The organism is Enterobacter sp. QK-SA4 (genome assembly GCF_056856775.1).
In genome coordinates, this window is the sequence record NZ_JBXFXH010000007.1 from 3,014,074 (window position 1) to 3,029,065 (window position 14,992).

Sequence of the window (14,992 nt, forward strand, 5' to 3'; positions counted from 1 at the left end):
TATGAAACTTTCCGTCTCGCCGCCCCCGTATGAAGGCGCGCCCGTGGTGGTCTTTATTTCCGGTCTCGGCGGCAGCGGCAGCTACTGGCTGCCCCAGTTGGCCGCGCTGGAGCCGGAGTATCAGGTGGTGTGCTATGACCAGCTCGGAACGGGCAATAACCCCGCCACCCTGCCGGAAGACTACAGCCTTGCGCAGATGGCGGACGAGCTGGCCCGGGCGCTGGCGGATGCCGGGATTGAACGCTACAGCGTCGTGGGTCACGCGCTGGGGGCGCTGGTCGGCCTGCAGCTGGCCCTCGACAGACCCGACGCTCTCGCCGCGCTGGTGTGCGTCAACGGCTGGTTAACCCTCAACGCCCACACCCGCCGCTGCTTTCAGATCCGCGAGCGGCTGCTGCATTACGGCGGCGCCCAGGCGTGGGTCGAGGCGCAGCCGCTGTTTCTTTACCCGGCGGACTGGATGGCCGCCCGCGCCCCCCGTCTTGAGGCCGAAGAAGCGCTGGCGCTGGCCCATTTCCAGGGCAAAACTAACCTGCTGCACAGGCTTAGCGCCCTGAAAAAGGCCGACTTCAGCCGCCATGCGGCGCGCATTCGCTGCCCGGTACAGATCATCTGCTCCGCCGACGACATGCTGGTGCCTGCGGTCTGCTCGTCTGAACTGCAGGCGGCGATCCCGCACAGCCATAGCGCGGTGATGCGCCAGGGCGGGCATGCCTGCAACGTCACCGAGCCGGATACCTTCAACACCCTGCTGCTGAACGGGCTTGCCAGCCTGCTGCACAGCCCGGAACCCGCTTTATAAGGAGCTTTAATGAGCGAAGCCATTACCCCCGCCGCGCTGGAAACGCTGTTCACCGGCGCCCGCACCCATAACGGCTGGCAGAATATGCCCGTCAGCGACGAAACGCTGCGCGAAATCTACAACCTGATGAAATGGGGGCCAACGTCCGCCAACTGCTCCCCGGCGCGCATTGTGTTTGTGCGAAGCGCGGAGGGAAAAGAGAAGCTGCGCCCGGCGCTCTCCAGCGGCAACCTTGAGAAAACGCTCACGGCTCCGGTCACGGCAATTGTCGCCTGGGACGGTGAATTCTACGAGCGCCTGCCCGAGCTGTTCCCGCACGGCGATGCAAAGAGCTGGTTTACCGCAAGCCCCGCGCTGGCGGAAGAGACCGCCTTTCGCAACAGCTCGCTGCAGGCTGCCTACCTGATCTTCGCCTGTCGCGCGCTGGGGCTGGACACCGGCCCGATGTCGGGCTTTGACCGTCAAAAGGTCGACGAGGCCTTTTTCACCGGCACGACGCTTAAAAGCAATCTGCTGATCAACATTGGCTACGGCGACCCGGGCAAACTTTACGGGCGCCTGCCGCGCCTGGACTTCGACGATGCCTGCGGGCTGGCGTAAGGAGCGATGATGACAACACCGGATAAACAAACCTTTCGCGACGCCATGGCCTGCGTTGGCGCGGCGGTCAACATCATCACCACCGACGGCCCGGCGGGGATGGCAGGCTTCACCGCCAGCGCGGTGTGCAGCGTAACGGATTCACCGCCCACCCTGCTGGTGTGCCTGAACCGCGGCGCGTCCGTCTGGCCAACGTTTAGCGAAAACCGCACCCTTTGCGTGAATACCCTGAGCGCCGGACAGGAGCCTTTATCTAACCTGTTTGGCGGGAAAACGCCGATGGCGGAACGCTTTGCCGCCGCCCGCTGGCAGACGGGCGACACGGGCTGTCCGCGCCTGGAAGATGCGCTGGCCTCGTTTGACTGCCGCATCAGCCAGGTAGTGAGCGTCGGCACCCACGACATTCTGTTTTGCGACATTATTTCGATTATTCGCCACCCCGCGCCGCAAGGGCTGGTGTGGTTTGACCGCGGCTACCACGCGCTTATGCGACCCGCCTGTTAACCCGCCTTAAGGAGACAGACCATGTTCGGATTTCCCCACTGGCAGTTGAAATCGACCTCCACAGAAGCAGGCGTGGTCGCGCCGGATGAACGTCTCCCGCTCGGGCAGACGATGGTGATGGGCGTCCAGCACGCGGTCGCCATGTTTGGCGCCACGGTGCTGATGCCGATGCTGATGGGACTCGATCCCAACCTGTCTATTCTGATGTCGGGTATCGGTACCCTGCTGTTCTTTTTCGTCACCGGCGGGCGCGTGCCCAGCTATCTCGGCTCCAGCGCCGCCTTTGTGGGCGTCGTCATCGCCACCACCGGGTTTAACGGCCAGGGGATCAACCCCAACCTGAGCGTGGCCCTCGGCGGCATCATCGCCTGCGGTCTGGTCTACACCCTGATTGGTCTGGTGGTGATGAAAATCGGCACGCGCTGGATCGAGCGAATGATGCCTCCCGTCGTGACGGGCGCCGTGGTGATGGCGATAGGCCTCAACCTCGCGCCAATTGCGGTCAGGAGCGTCTCCGCCTCGCCGTTTGAAAGCTGGATGGCGGTGATCACGGTTCTGTGCATCGGCCTGGTGGCGGTGTTCACGCGCGGCATGATTCAGCGGCTGCTGATTCTGGTTGGGCTGATTGTTGCCTGTCTGGTGTATGCCCTGCTGGCCAACGTTTTCGGCCTGGGCAAGCCGGTTGACTTTACGCTGCTCCACCAGGCCGCCTGGTTCGGCCTGCCGAAGGTGACCTCGCCCACCTTTAACACCCAGGCGATGATGCTTATCGCACCGGTGGCGGTGATCCTGGTGGCGGAGAACTTAGGCCACCTGAAGGCGGTTGCGGGGATGACCGGGCGCAGCATGGATCCGTACATGGGCCGCGCGTTCGTCGGTGACGGTCTGGCGACCATGCTCTCCGGTTCCGTAGGCGGCAGCGGCGTCACCACCTATGCTGAAAACATCGGCGTGATGGCGGTGACCAAGGTCTACTCGACGCTGGTCTTCGTGGCGGCGGCGGTGATGGCGATGCTGCTCGGTTTCTCACCGAAGTTCGGCGCGCTGATCCACACCATTCCGTCCCCGGTCATCGGCGGGGCATCGATTGTGGTGTTTGGGCTGATCGCCGTAGCCGGCGCGCGTATCTGGGTGCAGCATCGGGTCGATCTCAGCCAGAACGGCAACCTGATTATGGTGGCGGTCACGCTGGTGCTGGGCGCGGGCGATTTTGCCCTGATGCTGGGCGGCTTTACGATTGGCGGGATTGGTACGGCGACCTTCGGCGCGATCCTGCTTAACGCCCTGCTGAGCCGCCGGATGGCCGCCGCGCCGCAGGGCGCCGTGGTGCATCAGGATTCATGAAATCACCATGTCGGGTGACGGCCAGGCCTTACCCGACATGTACATTCCTTCAGAACAACAGGTAGTAAAGCAATCACTCTTGCTCAAACAGCCGTTCGATAGATTTTGTAGGGAAGAACAAAGAATGGCTGTTTTCACCTGTCAGCGGGATAAAGCCCTGCTTCAGATAAAATCGTTTTGCCCGCTCGTTAAGGGCATCAACAAATATTCCGTGTACCCCCACAGCCTGTGAAGCCAGGTAGACAACGCGCATAGCATGCGCGACGAGCGTTGTTCCCCACTCGTTTCCCTGTAGTGTTTTATCTACAGCCAGACGTCCCAGCGTCACGCTGGGTACGTTGATATAAGGGATCCGGCGCTGCTGAGTCTTAGAAGGAAGCATCGCTCTTTCAAAACAGCTTCCCGATAACGTGTAATAACCCAGGACACGCGGACGATCGCGCTCTTTAAGCAGGTAGGCTCGTAAAATACGCCCATTGTGCTGACGCACCAGATGTTCAGCAAGGAAGGCATTTAGCGAGGGTTCGCCACAATCAAAATCCTCGAAGTCATAATCGGTTCCCTCTGATAACATTTCGATCGTGAGATTCTCCACGGCGCTTCACTCCATGTTTCGAAGCCGTTTTGCTGCTCGTTTCAGGCGTTCATTTGGCTCAGGCGGATTGTCGATGGCATCCATCACCGCAGTCCATGATGCTTCGTTTAATACGAGACGACGGTGCTGCTCAATGACCTCTGCAGCACGCTCTGACGCACTGTTCACCATAAACTGGGTGATCGTTTGGTTCGTCATCGCCGCCGCTTCTTCAATCATTGTTTTGTCTTCGTCCGTTAAGCGAAGATCGATACGCTGTTTTTTAAGTGCTGGCATGGTTTACATCACCGTGTACGGTATTCATCCGTACACATCGTAAATAAGCCTGTCCATTTTTTCAATCTAAACCTTCTTTTGCAGTCAAATCCCTGACCTCACCCCGACGCTTTCTGACCTTTAACTCGCTTACCAGCACCCCGGCGACAATAAATGCCGCGCCCACCAGCGCCAGAAGCGGCAAGCGCTCACCAGCAATGCGTCCGAAAATCCCCGCCCAGACCGGTTCGCCGGTATAAATCACCGTCGCGCGGGTTGGCGATACGCTGCGCTGCGCCCAGTTCATAGTGACCTGAATAATGGCGCTGAAGATACCCAGCCCCAGTGCGACCACCACCAGGCCGGTGGACATCGGCGGCACGGATTCCCCTGCCGGAACCATCGTCGCAAACGCCACCAGCGACGCCGTGGCGAGCTGCACCACCGTCACCCGTTTGACGTCGACCTTGCCCGCCCAGGCGCTAATCAGAATAATTTCCGCCGCAATGGCAATCGCCCCAATCAGGGTGATGATTTCGCCCGGCCCCAGCGCAAGCAGGTTGTTTTCCGGCCCGGCCAGTAAGATCAGGCCGATAAACGCCAGCACGATGCCAATACAGGACATTAGCCCCGGCAGCCGCCCCAGGCACAGCCACTGCAGTAGCGGCACCAGCGGCACATACATGGCGGTGATAAACGCGGATTTACTGCTGGAGATGGTCTGCAATCCCCACGTCTGCAGGCTGTAGCCCATCGCTATCGCCACCCCAATCGCCACGCCGGCCTTAAGTTCTTTCAGCGTCAGTCCCCGCAGCGTTTTAAGCGAAATTAGCCCCACGGCAAGCGCCGCCGTCGCAAAGCGCAGGCCAACAAAAAAGAACGGATCGCTGAGGGTCACCGCGTACTGAACGGCCAGAAACGTCCCGCCCCAGAACATGGTGATGAGAATGAGGATGGCTTCCTGCGGTTTAACGGAGAATTTGAAGCGTGAGACAGACATGCGGCACTCGCGGTTAAGATCAATTCTCTAGTGTGCGTTGCCTTTGGTTACAGTTCAATGTTGCAGAAATAAAAAAACCGCCGGGAGATCCCGGCGGCAGGGGTTCAACCCGGCGTGTTACTTACTGCTGCCGTGGCTGTTTTTACCCCCTTTCTTGCCAGCTTCAGATGCGCGTTGCGGGTCATTCTTGAAGTTGCCCCCGCTATGCTGGCCACCTTTACGGCCTGCTTCTGATGCTCTTTCACGGTCTTCTGCGAAATTACCTGAACCACCACGATGGTTTGCCATCTCTAACCTCCAGAATGTGAAACATTAGACATCATATTGCATTCAGTAAAAGAGGATTCTTTCACCTCGCAACACAAGGACAGTGCCTTTATCTGTGCCGCGTGAAACTAAGCTTAGTGGAATGCCGCTATCCGGCAAGCCGCAGGTAATATTCTGCAACATGAACTCAGCCTTTCGGGTGAGATGACGCGGCGGCGATTCATAAGCCTTTCTTATCATTTCAAAAATCCGCCGCCAAAAAGTTGTTTCATTTTGCTACAAAGCCTTTTTGTAACCATATTGTTATAAATCAAAGAAATGGCGTTCATTTTTGCAGTCTGGCCGTGATGACATATCTTTAAATGAGCGCAGCGATCCGCTGTCAGAAAAAACAAACGAGGAGTGATGCAAAATGGCAAAAGTTCTGGTGCTCTATTATTCCATGTATGGACACATTGAAACCATGGCTCACGCGGTAGCAGAAGGTGCGAACAGGGTTGATGGCGTTGAGGTTGTGGTGAAACGCGTACCGGAAACCATGCAGGCGGAAGCCTTCCTGAAAGCCGGGGGGAAAACGCAAAACGCCCCGGTCGCCACCCCGCAGGAGCTGGCGGACTATGATGCCATTATCTTCGGCACACCGACCCGCTTCGGCAATATGTCAGGCCAGATGCGCACCTTCCTCGATCAAACCGGCGGACTTTGGGCATCCGGCGCGCTCTACGGGAAACTCGCCAGCGTATTCAGCTCAACCGGCACCGGCGGCGGTCAGGAGCAGACGATTACCTCAACCTGGACTACCCTTGCTCATCACGGGATGGTGATTGTGCCGATTGGCTACGGCGCCCAGGAGCTGTTTGACATTTCCCAGGTGCGTGGCGGTACGCCGTACGGCGCAACCACCATTGCCGGTGGGGATGGCTCACGTCAGCCAAGCAATGAAGAACTGTCTATCGCCCGCTATCAGGGTGAATACGTCGCGGGTCTGGCCAAAAAACTGAACGGCTAACACCCAACAGGAGGACAAGCATGCCAACTCAAGAATCCAAAGCTCACCACGTGGGCGAATGGGCAAGTTTACGCAACACCTCTCCGGAGATTGCCGAAGCTATCTTTGAAGTCGCGAAGTACGATGAAAAGCTGGCCGAGCAGATTTGGGAGGAAGGTAACGATGAGGTGCTGGTGCGCGCCTTCGAAAAAACGGATAAAGACTCGCTCTTCTGGGGCGAGCAAACCATTGAACGTAAAAACGTCTAAGCGTTTCCCCCCGCCGCAGCGGGGGGTTCTCCTTTACTTCGCCGCGTTATTCATCACAGCATTGAATTTATCGACAGGACAGAAGCCGTTCGCATCCACCGGGCAGCCTTTCAGCTCCAGCGTCACGCGCTGCGCGGGGGACTTCAGCGACAGCACGCTGGCGTTACGCAGCTGCTCTGAACTCTGGTAGACATACTCAATTTTCATCAGCTCCTGATTGGCGTTTTTGTCATGCCAGCGCTGGAAGACAATCTTGCCGCCAATCGGGGTGCGCTCCTGCTGGTCGTGCAGCTGATAGGATTTGAAATCCAGGGCCGTCAGCAGGGAAGCAATGTTCGAGTCATGCCCCACCAGCAGGGTGATCTTAGGCGCTTTCGCCTGTTCGGTGACCAGCGTTTTATCGATATACTTCACCAGAGGTTTCGCCACGTTTTGCGCTACCTCGGTGGAGGTAAACAGCGAGTCCTGATAGCCGTTCTTCAGCTTAGACAGCACGCGCCACTGCTGGTCGGTTTTGATTTCGCCCCATGCCACCTGGTCGGCCGGGAAGCCTTCGTAATACTGCAGCGTGAACGCATCCACCAGCGAGTTGCCCACCTTCAGCGGCCCGGATACGCCAGGCTCTTTTTCATAGTCGGCGCTAAAGGTATCTTTCGCGTCCGCCAGCGAGCAGACCTTTTTCTCTTTGCAGGACGGAGAATCGGCGTAGTTCGTCATCTGCTCCAGCAGCTTATAGCTTTCGGTAAGCTGCATTTTCTGCCGCTCGGTCTCCATCGCCTTGAGCGCTTTTTCACGGAATTCCGGCGAGTTATCGGTAATCACCGGATTAAAGGTGGGATCCATGGTGCCCATTTTTTCCTGATGATGCACGGGAACGTCGCAGCCCGGGAACGCGCCGGTGATGAAGAACTGCGCGGTGGCGACGGTACGCTGCAGGCTGTTGGCGTAAGCATAAACGCTATCCGCCGCCGGGCATTCTCCCGTCTTCACCATCCCCTGCTGCGCCAGCCACTCGCGCATGTAATGGCCCATATAGACTTCCAGCACGCCGCCCTTGGTGGTGAGCTGACCGCCCGGCACCTCCCACTCCGGCCACTGCTTCGGCGTGGACTGCTCCAGCACGCTGCCGTTATTGGCGAGCGGCGCGCGCAGGTTGTGACGACTCATGATTAAAACTTGCTCCAGCTGATACCCTTCCGGCGTCTCTTGCGCCTGCACGCCAAACGTTGCTGAAATGGAACCGGCGACTGCCAGCGCGAGTAGTGCTTTTCTCATCCCTAATTCCTCAATCGTTTTAAAATGTCGCCTTCAGTGTGACAGATTGGTGACAATTTTCCGGGAAGCATTTCTCAAACTGATGATTAACGTGCTTACTGTGTGCACCAATAAGTTTTATAATAAAACTACACCCCACCGGAGAATTGACCGTGAAACGTACCCGCCTCGAAGAAAGCACCTGCCCCGTCGCCCGTTCGCTGGATATCATCGGCGACTGGTGGTCGCTGCTGATCGTGCGCGACGCGCTGCGCGGGATTAAACGCTTCGGCGAGTTCCAGAAAAGCCTTGGTATCGCCAAAAACATGCTGACCACGCGGCTAAAACTGCTGGTCGACGAAGGCATCCTCCGGCTTCAGCCCGCGTCCGACGGCAGCGCCTGGCAGGAATACGTCCTGACCGAGAAAGGTCGCGCCCTGCAAACGGTGCTGGTTGCCCTCTCCCAGTGGGGCAATGAATTTTTGTTTGCGGATAACGAATGCGGCACCGTGCTGGTCGATACCGAACAGCGCCAACCCCTGCGTAAACTGGCGCTTATCGCCGATGATGGCCGCGAACTGACGCCTGAAGAGATCGTGGCGAAACTCCCCTCCTGATAGTTCCCGACGGCAAAAGCACAAAATGCTCGCAAATATGGTTGCATTATAAAACCAAATAGCAGAGAGTTTATTCAGTTTCATCTTGAAACCAAATAACCCACTTTGTCCTAAGGTAACACACGATGACTACGCAAATCACCACCGCCCTGATTACGGGCGCCTCTTCCGGAATTGGTGCCGTTTATGCCGATCGCCTTGCCGCGCGCGGCGCTAACCTGGTACTGGTCGCCCGTCGCGAAGATCGCCTGAAGACCCTTGCCGCCGACCTTCGCGCGCGCTACGGCGTGGCCGTCGATATTCTGGTGGCCGATCTTACCGATGAACAGGGGATCCGCGCCGTGGAAGAGGAGCTGCGCAGCAATACCGCCATTGATACGCTCATTAACAACGCGGGCACCGCCCAGATGGCGCCGTTCCTCGCAGGCGATGTGGCGCAGCATCAGGCCATTAACACCCTGAACACCACGGCGCTGATGCGTCTGACCTACGCCATCCTGCCGCGCCTGGCGCAGAACAATCGCGGCACGCTGATCAATATCGCCTCGGTGTTAGCGCTGCACGTCCGTGCCGGTAGCGCGCTCTACAGCGCCACCAAGGCGTGGGTTCTGAGCTTTACCCGTGGGTTACAGGAAGAATTTGCCGACAGCAGCGTGCGCATTCAGGCCGTGCTGCCCGCCGCCACGGCGACGGAAATCTGGAGCCATTCGGGCTTCACGGTGAACGATTTGCCGGAAGGATCGGTGATGACCACCGACGATATGGTGGATGCATCGCTGGCGGGTCTGGATCAGGGTGAACCGATCACCATCCCGCCGATGCATGATGCCGGCCTGTGGGATCGCTACGAAGCGGCGCGTCTTGAGCTGTTCAACAGCGCGCGCACCGGCATTCCGGCACCGCGCTACGCAAAACAGTAGCCTAACGCTCAAGCTGGTCGCCGTACTCGCTCATCCAGGCGGCCAGCGGGGAGAGTGCGTCCTGCAGGGTTAACCCCAGCGCGGTGATTTGGTACTCCACACGCGGGGGGATCTCCGGGTAGACCGTCCGCGTCACCAGCCCGCGCTGCTCAAACAGGCGCAGCTGCTTCGTCAGCTCTTTCTGCGTGATGGGGGCAGCGGCCCGCAGCAGATCGCCAAAGCGTACGGGCGTGTTAAAGACAATCAGGCGGTAGAGAATGGGGATCGCCCATTTGCCGGAAATCAGGTTAACAAACTGCGTCATCGGGCAGGTATACGCCTCAGATTTTTTTTCGCAGCACACCTCCAGCATTTCTGCCATAGCACACCTCTTGCCTCTTTAGTATCCATTTGGTACCTGGTTTCCTTTCGATACTAACGTTTCTATAGTGCTTTCTCCAGTGACATTTCAGGAGAAGAACATGGGTCGTTTAACAGATAAATATACGCTGATTACCGGCGGCACCAGCGGCATCGGCCTTGCCACCGCGCAGGCGTTTATCGCGGAAGGCGCGCGCGTCGCCGTGACCGGACGCAACCCGGACACCCTCGCCGAAGCAGAACGTATTCTTGGCGATAAGGCCTGGGTGATCCCGACCGATGCGGGAGATATCGCCTCACAAAAAGCGCTGGCGGAAACCCTCGCCGCCCGCTGGCCACGCCTGGACGCGGTGTTTCTTAACGCCGGTGACGTAACGCACGCGCCGCTGGAAGCCTGGCAGGAGGAGGCGTGGGACCGCCTGATGGGCATCAACCTGAAGGGGCCGTTCTTTTTAATTCAGGCGCTGCTGCCGCTGCTGAATAACCCGTCGTCGGTGATCCTCTGCGGCTCGGTGAGCGCGCGTATCGGCCTGCCCACCAGCAGCGTGTATGCCGCGAGCAAGGCTGCCCTGCTGTCGCTGGCGCGCACGCTGTCGGCGGAGCTGCTGCCGCGCGGGATCCGCGTCAACGGCCTGAGCCCCGGTCCGGTGGAAACTCCGGCGTTTACGAAGACGGGCTTAAGCGATGAGGCGCTTAACGCGATGATGGCGGAGATCATCGAGCTGGTGCCGCTCGGCAGAATGGGCTCGACGACGGAGCTGGCAAAAGCCGCGCTCTATCTGGCGTCCGACGAGTCGAGCTACACGGTGGGAACGGAGCTGCTGGTGGACGGCGGAATGGGGAGTTTGTAACTCAAAAGGCGCTGATGCCGGTGATAATGCCGACATACAGCGCCGCCCATCCGCAGGCGGAAAGCAGGCTGACGGCGTAGACCTTGACTGCATTCAGCCTGAGCATGCCCGCCGCCAGCGGCACGATGTAGCGCAACACCGCCAGAAAACGCGACGTAAACAGCACGATGACACCGTTCTTTTGCAACTGATGCTGTACCCGCAAGAACTTATCGGCATTCTTTGAGGTGAAACGCGTGACCAGCCGGGTGTGCCCCATCAGCTGGCCGATATGGTAGTTCAGCATCGAACCCGCCGTTGCCCCCAAAACTATGGCCAGCCACGCCAGTGCAGGATGCATGCTCGTCTGGCTAACGGTAATGCCCGCCAGCAGCATCACCGAGGCGGGCGGCAGCACGGAGGAGATCAGCACCGTCGATTTACTCAGCGCCATCACAAATAACAGCGCGAAAAGATGTGCCGGATACAGCGCAAAATGATTCAGCAGATTATCAAACCACGCCATTACCCTCTCCTTCGTTGATTATTTAATCCTCCATTAGAAATGAATTAACCTAAATAAACCCTCAACATTTTATTAATAAAAATCGTCTAAACCGTTCTTAAACATTATTTAATTTTCTGAGCGGTAAATTTAAATAAGCGTATTATTCCTCTCGTTTTACAACGATCTCGTTATGGCGAGGCTCCTGTACAAATACACGTTATCGCTCTGGTAGGTTCGAGAGAACCGACACAGGGTAAAACAGGCACTGTCGAATCAAGGCTTTGTCAGTATAACTTCCCTCGCGGGATACGGTGTACAGTGCTGAACCCAGGACGTGGGGATCTCCTCTTCGACATGCCCTGTCTTGCTCGCCCCTGAGAGATGTTATTATTCAAAGGGAATTCACTATGTCTTACGCTATTCACAACCAGAATCTGGCATTCAATGACAGCGCCATTGCGCAATATATGAATACCGATTTTATTGTCCTCGATATTTCATTATGCGTGGCGCTGGCGCGCGAGCAATTCTTCGAAAAATTAAAAGACGACGATATTCCGTCTCATATTTTTATTGAAGACAATGGCCGCCTGGCGGGCATGATTGCCGTGCGTAAATTGCTGCAAACCGCCGATACGGTACAGCCGGTGAAATCGCTGATGATTTCGCAGTTTTTGCAGGTCAAACCGGAGGATGAACGTGCCGACGTTGCCGGACTGCTGGCACACGGCGGCGCGGATGTGGTGCCCGTGGTCACCCACGGCAAGCTCGTCGGCTGCCTGACCGAGCGCGAAATCGCCCATCTGCTGGAAGATGACGTCACCGAAGACGCCCAGCTTCAGGGGGCAACGCTGCCGCTGGAGAAGCCCTATCTGGACACCAGCCCGTATAGCCTGTGGAAGAAACGTTCCGTCTGGCTGCTGCTGCTGTTTGTAGCGGAGGCCTACACCAGCTCGGTGATCCAGCATTTTGAAGAGGCGCTGGAGTCCGCCATCGCGCTGGCGTTCTTTATTCCGCTGCTGATCGGCACGGGCGGCAACAGCGGGACGCAGATCACCTCCACCCTGGTGCGCGCCATGGCGCTGGGGGAAGTCCGCCTGCGCGACGTTGGCCGCGTGCTGCGTAAAGAGATGACCACCTCGCTGATGATTGCCGCCACGCTCGGTGTCGCCGGGTGCATTCGCGCCTGGATGATGGGGATTGGGCTGGAAATTACGCTTATCGTCAGCCTGACGCTGGTGTGCATTACGCTCTGGAGTGCGATTGTGTCGTCCGTGATCCCGATGGTGCTCAAGCGCTGCGGCATTGACCCGGCGGTCGTCTCCGCGCCGTTTATCGCGACGCTTATCGACGGCACCGGGCTGATTATCTACTTCAAGATCGCGCAATATACGCTGGGGCTGGAGTAACGCGGTCCGCCAGCTGGATCACCGCTCGCGAAAACACCTCAATCGCCAGGGCGACATCTTCAGCCATCACCGATTCCGCCGGATGGTGGCTGACGCCCCCTTTGCAGCGCACAAACAGCATGCCGACCGGCCAGCGTTCCGCGATGGCAATCGCATCGTGGCCCGCACCGCTGGGCAGCGATAGCGAGCGCCCCTGTACCGATGTGACGGCCTCCCCCAGCACGTTTTGCAGGTGGATATCGCACGGCGTGGCGGCAATGCGGTAAAACTCCTCGGCGCTGAAGTCCAGACCGCGGCGCGATGCGATCGCCTGGGCATGTTCCAGCAGGTCGTTAAGCAACCGATCAAGCTGCGCATCCTGCGGACCGCGAATATCGAGCGAGAGCTGAACCTCGCCGGGGATTACGTTCACCGCCCCCGGCAGACAGCGCAGCTCGCCAACCGTCGCTACCAGGTTGCCGCCCTGCTGTCGGGTAGCGTTTTCAATGATAACCATCCACTCGGCGGCGGCGGCCAGCGCGTCCCTGCGGTGGAGCATCGGTACGGTTCCCGCGTGCCCGGCCTCGCCGGTAAAGCGGCAGTTCAGACGGCGCGCGCCGTTAATGGCTTCCACCACGCCAAGGGCGAGCGCCTCCTGCTCAAGGCATGGCCCCTGCTCAATATGCAGCTCCAGATAGGCGCTGAAATCCTCCTGACGGCGCGCGGCATGCAGCACGCGGGCAGGATCGAGCCCCACCAGGGTCATAGCCTGCGCCACGCTGATTCCGCTGGCGTCGGCTTTCTCCAGCCAGCCCTGCGGCCAGGTGCCGGTAATGCCCCGGCTGCCTAACAGCGTAATGCCGAAGCGGGTCCCCTCTTCGTCGCAAAAGCCGACAATCTCGATGGCCTGCGCCAGATGCACACCCTGCTGGTGCAGGCTGTCCACCACCTCAATGGCGGTGAGCACCCCAAGCATGCCGTCGTAGCGCCCGGCATTGCGCACGGTATCGAGATGCGAGCCGAGCAGCACCGCCTGCGCCCCTTCCTGCGCGCCCTCATAGCGTCCACAGATGTTGCCCACGCTGTCCTGCCAGACGGTCATTCCCGCCTGGCTCATCCACTGCCCCACCAGCTGGTTGGCCTGCAGATGCTGGGTGGAGAGATAGACCCGCGTCAGCGCATCCGGGGTTTCGCTGATGGCGGCCAGCGCGTCGGCGCGGGCCATCACCCGTTCTGCCGCCGGGCTCATTGCGGCGTCTCGCGGTGATAGTGGTCCCACGCGGCCTGCATGGCGGCCCCCTGCGTGGTGGAGAATTTCAGGTAGTTCAGCACCGACTCCAGCGCGCTCAGGGTGGTCATCACGCAGTCTTTGCGCGCGTTGTAGCCCATGGTGCCGATGCGCCACACTTTGCCGTGCAGCGGGCCAAACGAGGTGCCGATTTCAATCCCGAAATCCTCCAGCATCAGCTTACGCACCTGGTCGCCGTTGACGCCCTGCGGGATAACCACGCCCAGCACGTTGTTCATCTTGTGCTTCAGGTCGCCAAAGGTCTCCAGCCCCATCGCCTGAATGCCCTTCAGCAGCGCATCGCCGTGCAGCTTATGGCGCGCGATGCCGTTATCCAGCCCTTCCTGCAGGATCAGCCGCGCGCACTCGCGGGCACCAAACAGCGCGGTGGTGGCTTCGGTGTGGTGGTTCAGCCGCTCCGGCCCCCAGTAGTCCATCACCATGCCGAGATCGAAGTAGTTGGAGTAGATCATCTCCTCGTCGCCGTCGCGGTGGGCGTCGGTGCGGATGCCTTCCTCAACGCATTTGCGACGGCGGATCGCCTCCTCCATGCGCGCGCTCAGGGTGATCGGCGAGGTGCCCGACGGGCCGCCGAGACACTTCTGCATCCCGGCCGAGACGGCGTCCAGCCCCCAGGCGTCGGTCTCCAGCGCGTTGCCGCCGAGCGACGCGGTGGCGTCGGTGTAAAACAGCACGTCGTAGCGGCGGCAGATCGCGCCCAGCTCGGCGAGCGGCTGCAGCATGGTGGTGGAGGTGTCGCCCTGCACGGTCAGCAGCAGGCGCGGACAAATACGCTTAATCGCATCCTCCACCTGGTCCGGGGTAAACACCTCGCCCCACGGCACCTCAATGGTATGCACCTCCGCGCGGCAGCGGCGGGCAATTTCGCACAGCAGGTGGCCAAAGCGGCCAAAGACCGGCACCAGCACCTTATCGCCCGGTCGAATGGCGGAAACCAGAATGGCTTCAATTCCCGCGCGGGAGGTGCCGTCCACCAGCATCGTCCAGCGGTTTTCGGTGCGGAATACGCCGCGATAGAGCGCCATCACCTCGTTCATGTAGTGGGTCATGGCCGGATCGTACTGGCCGATCAGCTGGCTCGACATGGCGCGCAGCACGCGCGGGTCGGCGTTGATCGGGCCCGGGCCCATCAGCAGGCGCTGCGGCGGGTTGATTTGTGGAAAGCGTGCGATATCCATTGTT

General features: G+C 59.2%; 19 protein-coding genes and 1 riboswitch. Of the genes, 10 read left to right on the forward strand and 9 right to left on the reverse strand.

All coding sequences use genetic code 11. The annotated features are described in order from the left end of the window. The first annotated feature begins 1 nt into the window (after position 1). Genes rutD through rutG form a run of 4 tightly spaced genes read left to right on the forward strand, consistent with a single transcriptional unit; the run spans position 2 to position 3,250 of the window. Entirely contained in the window at positions 2 to 802 is an 801-nt protein-coding gene (gene rutD / locus AC1VYI_RS16100) for a pyrimidine utilization protein D (RefSeq protein WP_023311084.1), read from the forward strand. A gap of 9 nt (positions 803 to 811) precedes the next feature. After that, complete coding sequence (locus AC1VYI_RS16105) at positions 812 to 1,402, forward strand: malonic semialdehyde reductase (RefSeq protein ID WP_045354561.1); 591 nt, start codon at positions 812 to 814, stop codon at positions 1,400 to 1,402. A gap of 9 nt (positions 1,403 to 1,411) precedes the next feature. Next, on the forward strand, positions 1,412 to 1,906 hold the full coding sequence (gene rutF / locus AC1VYI_RS16110; RefSeq protein WP_023311082.1) for an NADH-dependent FMN reductase RutF: 495 nt from the start codon (positions 1,412 to 1,414) through the stop codon (positions 1,904 to 1,906). 21 nt (positions 1,907 to 1,927) lie between these two features. Next, on the forward strand, positions 1,928 to 3,250 hold the full coding sequence (rutG, locus tag AC1VYI_RS16115) for a pyrimidine utilization transport protein G (protein ID WP_134866556.1): 1,323 nt from the start codon (positions 1,928 to 1,930) through the stop codon (positions 3,248 to 3,250). A gap of 73 nt (positions 3,251 to 3,323) precedes the next feature. Here the strand turns inward: rutG and AC1VYI_RS16120 are convergent, their stop codons facing one another. From AC1VYI_RS16120 to AC1VYI_RS16135, 4 genes are all read right to left on the reverse strand, one after another. Further along, a complete protein-coding gene (locus AC1VYI_RS16120; RefSeq protein WP_173654903.1) occupies positions 3,324 to 3,824 on the reverse strand; it encodes a GNAT family N-acetyltransferase in 501 nt (166 codons plus the stop codon). A 27-nt stretch (positions 3,825 to 3,851) separates the two neighbouring features. Next, entirely contained in the window at positions 3,852 to 4,121 is a 270-nt protein-coding gene (locus tag AC1VYI_RS16125) for a type II toxin-antitoxin system TacA family antitoxin (RefSeq protein WP_023311079.1), read from the reverse strand. 61 nt (positions 4,122 to 4,182) lie between these two features. Continuing rightward, positions 4,183 to 5,100 carry a DMT family transporter gene (locus AC1VYI_RS16130; protein ID WP_047742252.1) on the reverse strand — a complete coding sequence of 306 codons (918 nt, stop codon included), beginning with the start codon at positions 5,098 to 5,100 and terminating at the stop codon, positions 4,183 to 4,185. 117 nt (positions 5,101 to 5,217) lie between these two features. Then, positions 5,218 to 5,388: a con-10 family general stress protein gene (locus AC1VYI_RS16135; RefSeq protein WP_023311077.1), complete on the reverse strand. Its 171-nt coding sequence runs from the start codon at positions 5,386 to 5,388 to the stop codon at positions 5,218 to 5,220. Positions 5,389 to 5,779: 391 nt separating this feature from the next. Here AC1VYI_RS16135 and wrbA point away from each other — a divergent pair, with 391 nt between their 5' ends. Together wrbA and AC1VYI_RS16145 are read left to right on the forward strand one after the other, a co-directional pair. Next, the gene (gene wrbA / locus AC1VYI_RS16140) at positions 5,780 to 6,376 is read left to right on the forward strand and encodes an NAD(P)H:quinone oxidoreductase (protein WP_023311076.1); all 597 of its coding nucleotides are present in this window, start codon (positions 5,780 to 5,782) and stop codon (positions 6,374 to 6,376) included. Positions 6,377 to 6,396: 20 nt separating this feature from the next. Next, positions 6,397 to 6,624: a YccJ family protein gene (locus AC1VYI_RS16145; protein ID WP_008499832.1), complete on the forward strand. Its 228-nt coding sequence runs from the start codon at positions 6,397 to 6,399 to the stop codon at positions 6,622 to 6,624. A gap of 33 nt (positions 6,625 to 6,657) precedes the next feature. Here AC1VYI_RS16145 and agp read toward each other — a convergent pair whose 3' ends face one another. After that, complete coding sequence (gene agp / locus AC1VYI_RS16150; RefSeq protein ID WP_134866557.1) at positions 6,658 to 7,899, reverse strand: bifunctional glucose-1-phosphatase/inositol phosphatase; 1,242 nt, start codon at positions 7,897 to 7,899, stop codon at positions 6,658 to 6,660. Positions 7,900 to 8,051: 152 nt separating this feature from the next. Between agp and AC1VYI_RS16155 the strand changes: the two genes are divergently transcribed. Together AC1VYI_RS16155 and AC1VYI_RS16160 are read left to right on the forward strand one after the other, a co-directional pair. After that, a complete protein-coding gene (locus tag AC1VYI_RS16155) occupies positions 8,052 to 8,495 on the forward strand; it encodes a winged helix-turn-helix transcriptional regulator (protein WP_226483691.1) in 444 nt (147 codons plus the stop codon). Between the two features lie 125 nt (positions 8,496 to 8,620). Continuing rightward, complete coding sequence (locus AC1VYI_RS16160) at positions 8,621 to 9,415, forward strand: SDR family NAD(P)-dependent oxidoreductase (RefSeq protein ID WP_134866558.1); 795 nt, start codon at positions 8,621 to 8,623, stop codon at positions 9,413 to 9,415. A gap of 1 nt (position 9,416) precedes the next feature. Here the strand turns inward: AC1VYI_RS16160 and AC1VYI_RS16165 are convergent, their stop codons facing one another. Then, positions 9,417 to 9,776 (reverse strand): winged helix-turn-helix transcriptional regulator, encoded by a 360-nt coding sequence (locus AC1VYI_RS16165; RefSeq protein WP_023311072.1) that lies wholly within the window; start codon positions 9,774 to 9,776, stop codon positions 9,417 to 9,419. Positions 9,777 to 9,876: 100 nt separating this feature from the next. Between AC1VYI_RS16165 and AC1VYI_RS16170 the strand changes: the two genes are divergently transcribed. Next, the gene (locus AC1VYI_RS16170) at positions 9,877 to 10,626 is read left to right on the forward strand and encodes an SDR family oxidoreductase (protein WP_134866559.1); all 750 of its coding nucleotides are present in this window, start codon (positions 9,877 to 9,879) and stop codon (positions 10,624 to 10,626) included. A gap of 1 nt (position 10,627) precedes the next feature. Here the strand turns inward: AC1VYI_RS16170 and AC1VYI_RS16175 are convergent, their stop codons facing one another. After that, positions 10,628 to 11,131 (reverse strand): DedA family protein, encoded by a 504-nt coding sequence (locus AC1VYI_RS16175; RefSeq protein WP_134866560.1) that lies wholly within the window; start codon positions 11,129 to 11,131, stop codon positions 10,628 to 10,630. Between the two features lie 159 nt (positions 11,132 to 11,290). Next, positions 11,291 to 11,460, forward strand: a riboswitch (M-box (ykoK) riboswitch). A 60-nt stretch (positions 11,461 to 11,520) separates the two neighbouring features. On the opposite strand from AC1VYI_RS16175, the gene AC1VYI_RS16180 reads away from it, so the two are divergent. After that, on the forward strand, positions 11,521 to 12,522 hold the full coding sequence (locus tag AC1VYI_RS16180) for a magnesium transporter (protein ID WP_023311069.1): 1,002 nt from the start codon (positions 11,521 to 11,523) through the stop codon (positions 12,520 to 12,522). Here the strand turns inward: AC1VYI_RS16180 and hpxK are convergent. Then, on the reverse strand, positions 12,488 to 13,750 hold the full coding sequence (hpxK, locus tag AC1VYI_RS16185; RefSeq protein ID WP_134866561.1) for an allantoate amidohydrolase: 1,263 nt from the start codon (positions 13,748 to 13,750) through the stop codon (positions 12,488 to 12,490). The genes AC1VYI_RS16180 and hpxK overlap by 35 nt on opposite strands. Continuing rightward, positions 13,747 to 14,988 carry a pyridoxal-phosphate-dependent aminotransferase family protein gene (locus AC1VYI_RS16190; protein WP_134866562.1) on the reverse strand — a complete coding sequence of 414 codons (1,242 nt, stop codon included), beginning with the start codon at positions 14,986 to 14,988 and terminating at the stop codon, positions 13,747 to 13,749. The genes hpxK and AC1VYI_RS16190 overlap by 4 nt, the downstream gene beginning before the upstream one ends. Positions 14,989 to 14,992 lie beyond the last annotated feature (4 nt).

Excerpts from the sequence above, each read along its gene's own strand:
- rutG (WP_134866556.1), top strand. The coding sequence starts at position 1,928 with ATGTTCGGATTTCCCCACTGGCAGTTGAAATCGACCTCCACAGAAGCA.
- rutD (WP_023311084.1), top strand. The coding sequence starts at position 2 with ATGAAACTTTCCGTCTCGCCGCCCCCGTATGAAGGCGCGCCCGTGGTG.
- AC1VYI_RS16160 (WP_134866558.1), top strand. The coding sequence starts at position 8,621 with ATGACTACGCAAATCACCACCGCCCTGATTACGGGCGCCTCTTCCGGA.
- AC1VYI_RS16180 (WP_023311069.1), top strand. The coding sequence starts at position 11,521 with ATGTCTTACGCTATTCACAACCAGAATCTGGCATTCAATGACAGCGCC.
- AC1VYI_RS16145 (WP_008499832.1), top strand. The coding sequence starts at position 6,397 with ATGCCAACTCAAGAATCCAAAGCTCACCACGTGGGCGAATGGGCAAGT.
- AC1VYI_RS16120 (WP_173654903.1), bottom strand. The coding sequence starts at position 3,824 with ATGTTATCAGAGGGAACCGATTATGACTTCGAGGATTTTGATTGTGGC.
- AC1VYI_RS16105 (WP_045354561.1), top strand. The coding sequence starts at position 812 with ATGAGCGAAGCCATTACCCCCGCCGCGCTGGAAACGCTGTTCACCGGC.
- AC1VYI_RS16125 (WP_023311079.1), bottom strand. The coding sequence starts at position 4,121 with ATGCCAGCACTTAAAAAACAGCGTATCGATCTTCGCTTAACGGACGAA.
- AC1VYI_RS16190 (WP_134866562.1), bottom strand. The coding sequence starts at position 14,988 with ATGGATATCGCACGCTTTCCACAAATCAACCCGCCGCAGCGCCTGCTG.
- rutF (WP_023311082.1), top strand. The coding sequence starts at position 1,412 with ATGACAACACCGGATAAACAAACCTTTCGCGACGCCATGGCCTGCGTT.
- AC1VYI_RS16130 (WP_047742252.1), bottom strand. The coding sequence starts at position 5,100 with ATGTCTGTCTCACGCTTCAAATTCTCCGTTAAACCGCAGGAAGCCATC.
- AC1VYI_RS16175 (WP_134866560.1), bottom strand. The coding sequence starts at position 11,131 with ATGGCGTGGTTTGATAATCTGCTGAATCATTTTGCGCTGTATCCGGCA.
- AC1VYI_RS16170 (WP_134866559.1), top strand. The coding sequence starts at position 9,877 with ATGGGTCGTTTAACAGATAAATATACGCTGATTACCGGCGGCACCAGC.
- hpxK (WP_134866561.1), bottom strand. The coding sequence starts at position 13,750 with ATGAGCCCGGCGGCAGAACGGGTGATGGCCCGCGCCGACGCGCTGGCC.
- agp (WP_134866557.1), bottom strand. The coding sequence starts at position 7,899 with ATGAGAAAAGCACTACTCGCGCTGGCAGTCGCCGGTTCCATTTCAGCA.
- AC1VYI_RS16135 (WP_023311077.1), bottom strand. The coding sequence starts at position 5,388 with ATGGCAAACCATCGTGGTGGTTCAGGTAATTTCGCAGAAGACCGTGAA.
- wrbA (WP_023311076.1), top strand. The coding sequence starts at position 5,780 with ATGGCAAAAGTTCTGGTGCTCTATTATTCCATGTATGGACACATTGAA.
- AC1VYI_RS16165 (WP_023311072.1), bottom strand. The coding sequence starts at position 9,776 with ATGGCAGAAATGCTGGAGGTGTGCTGCGAAAAAAAATCTGAGGCGTAT.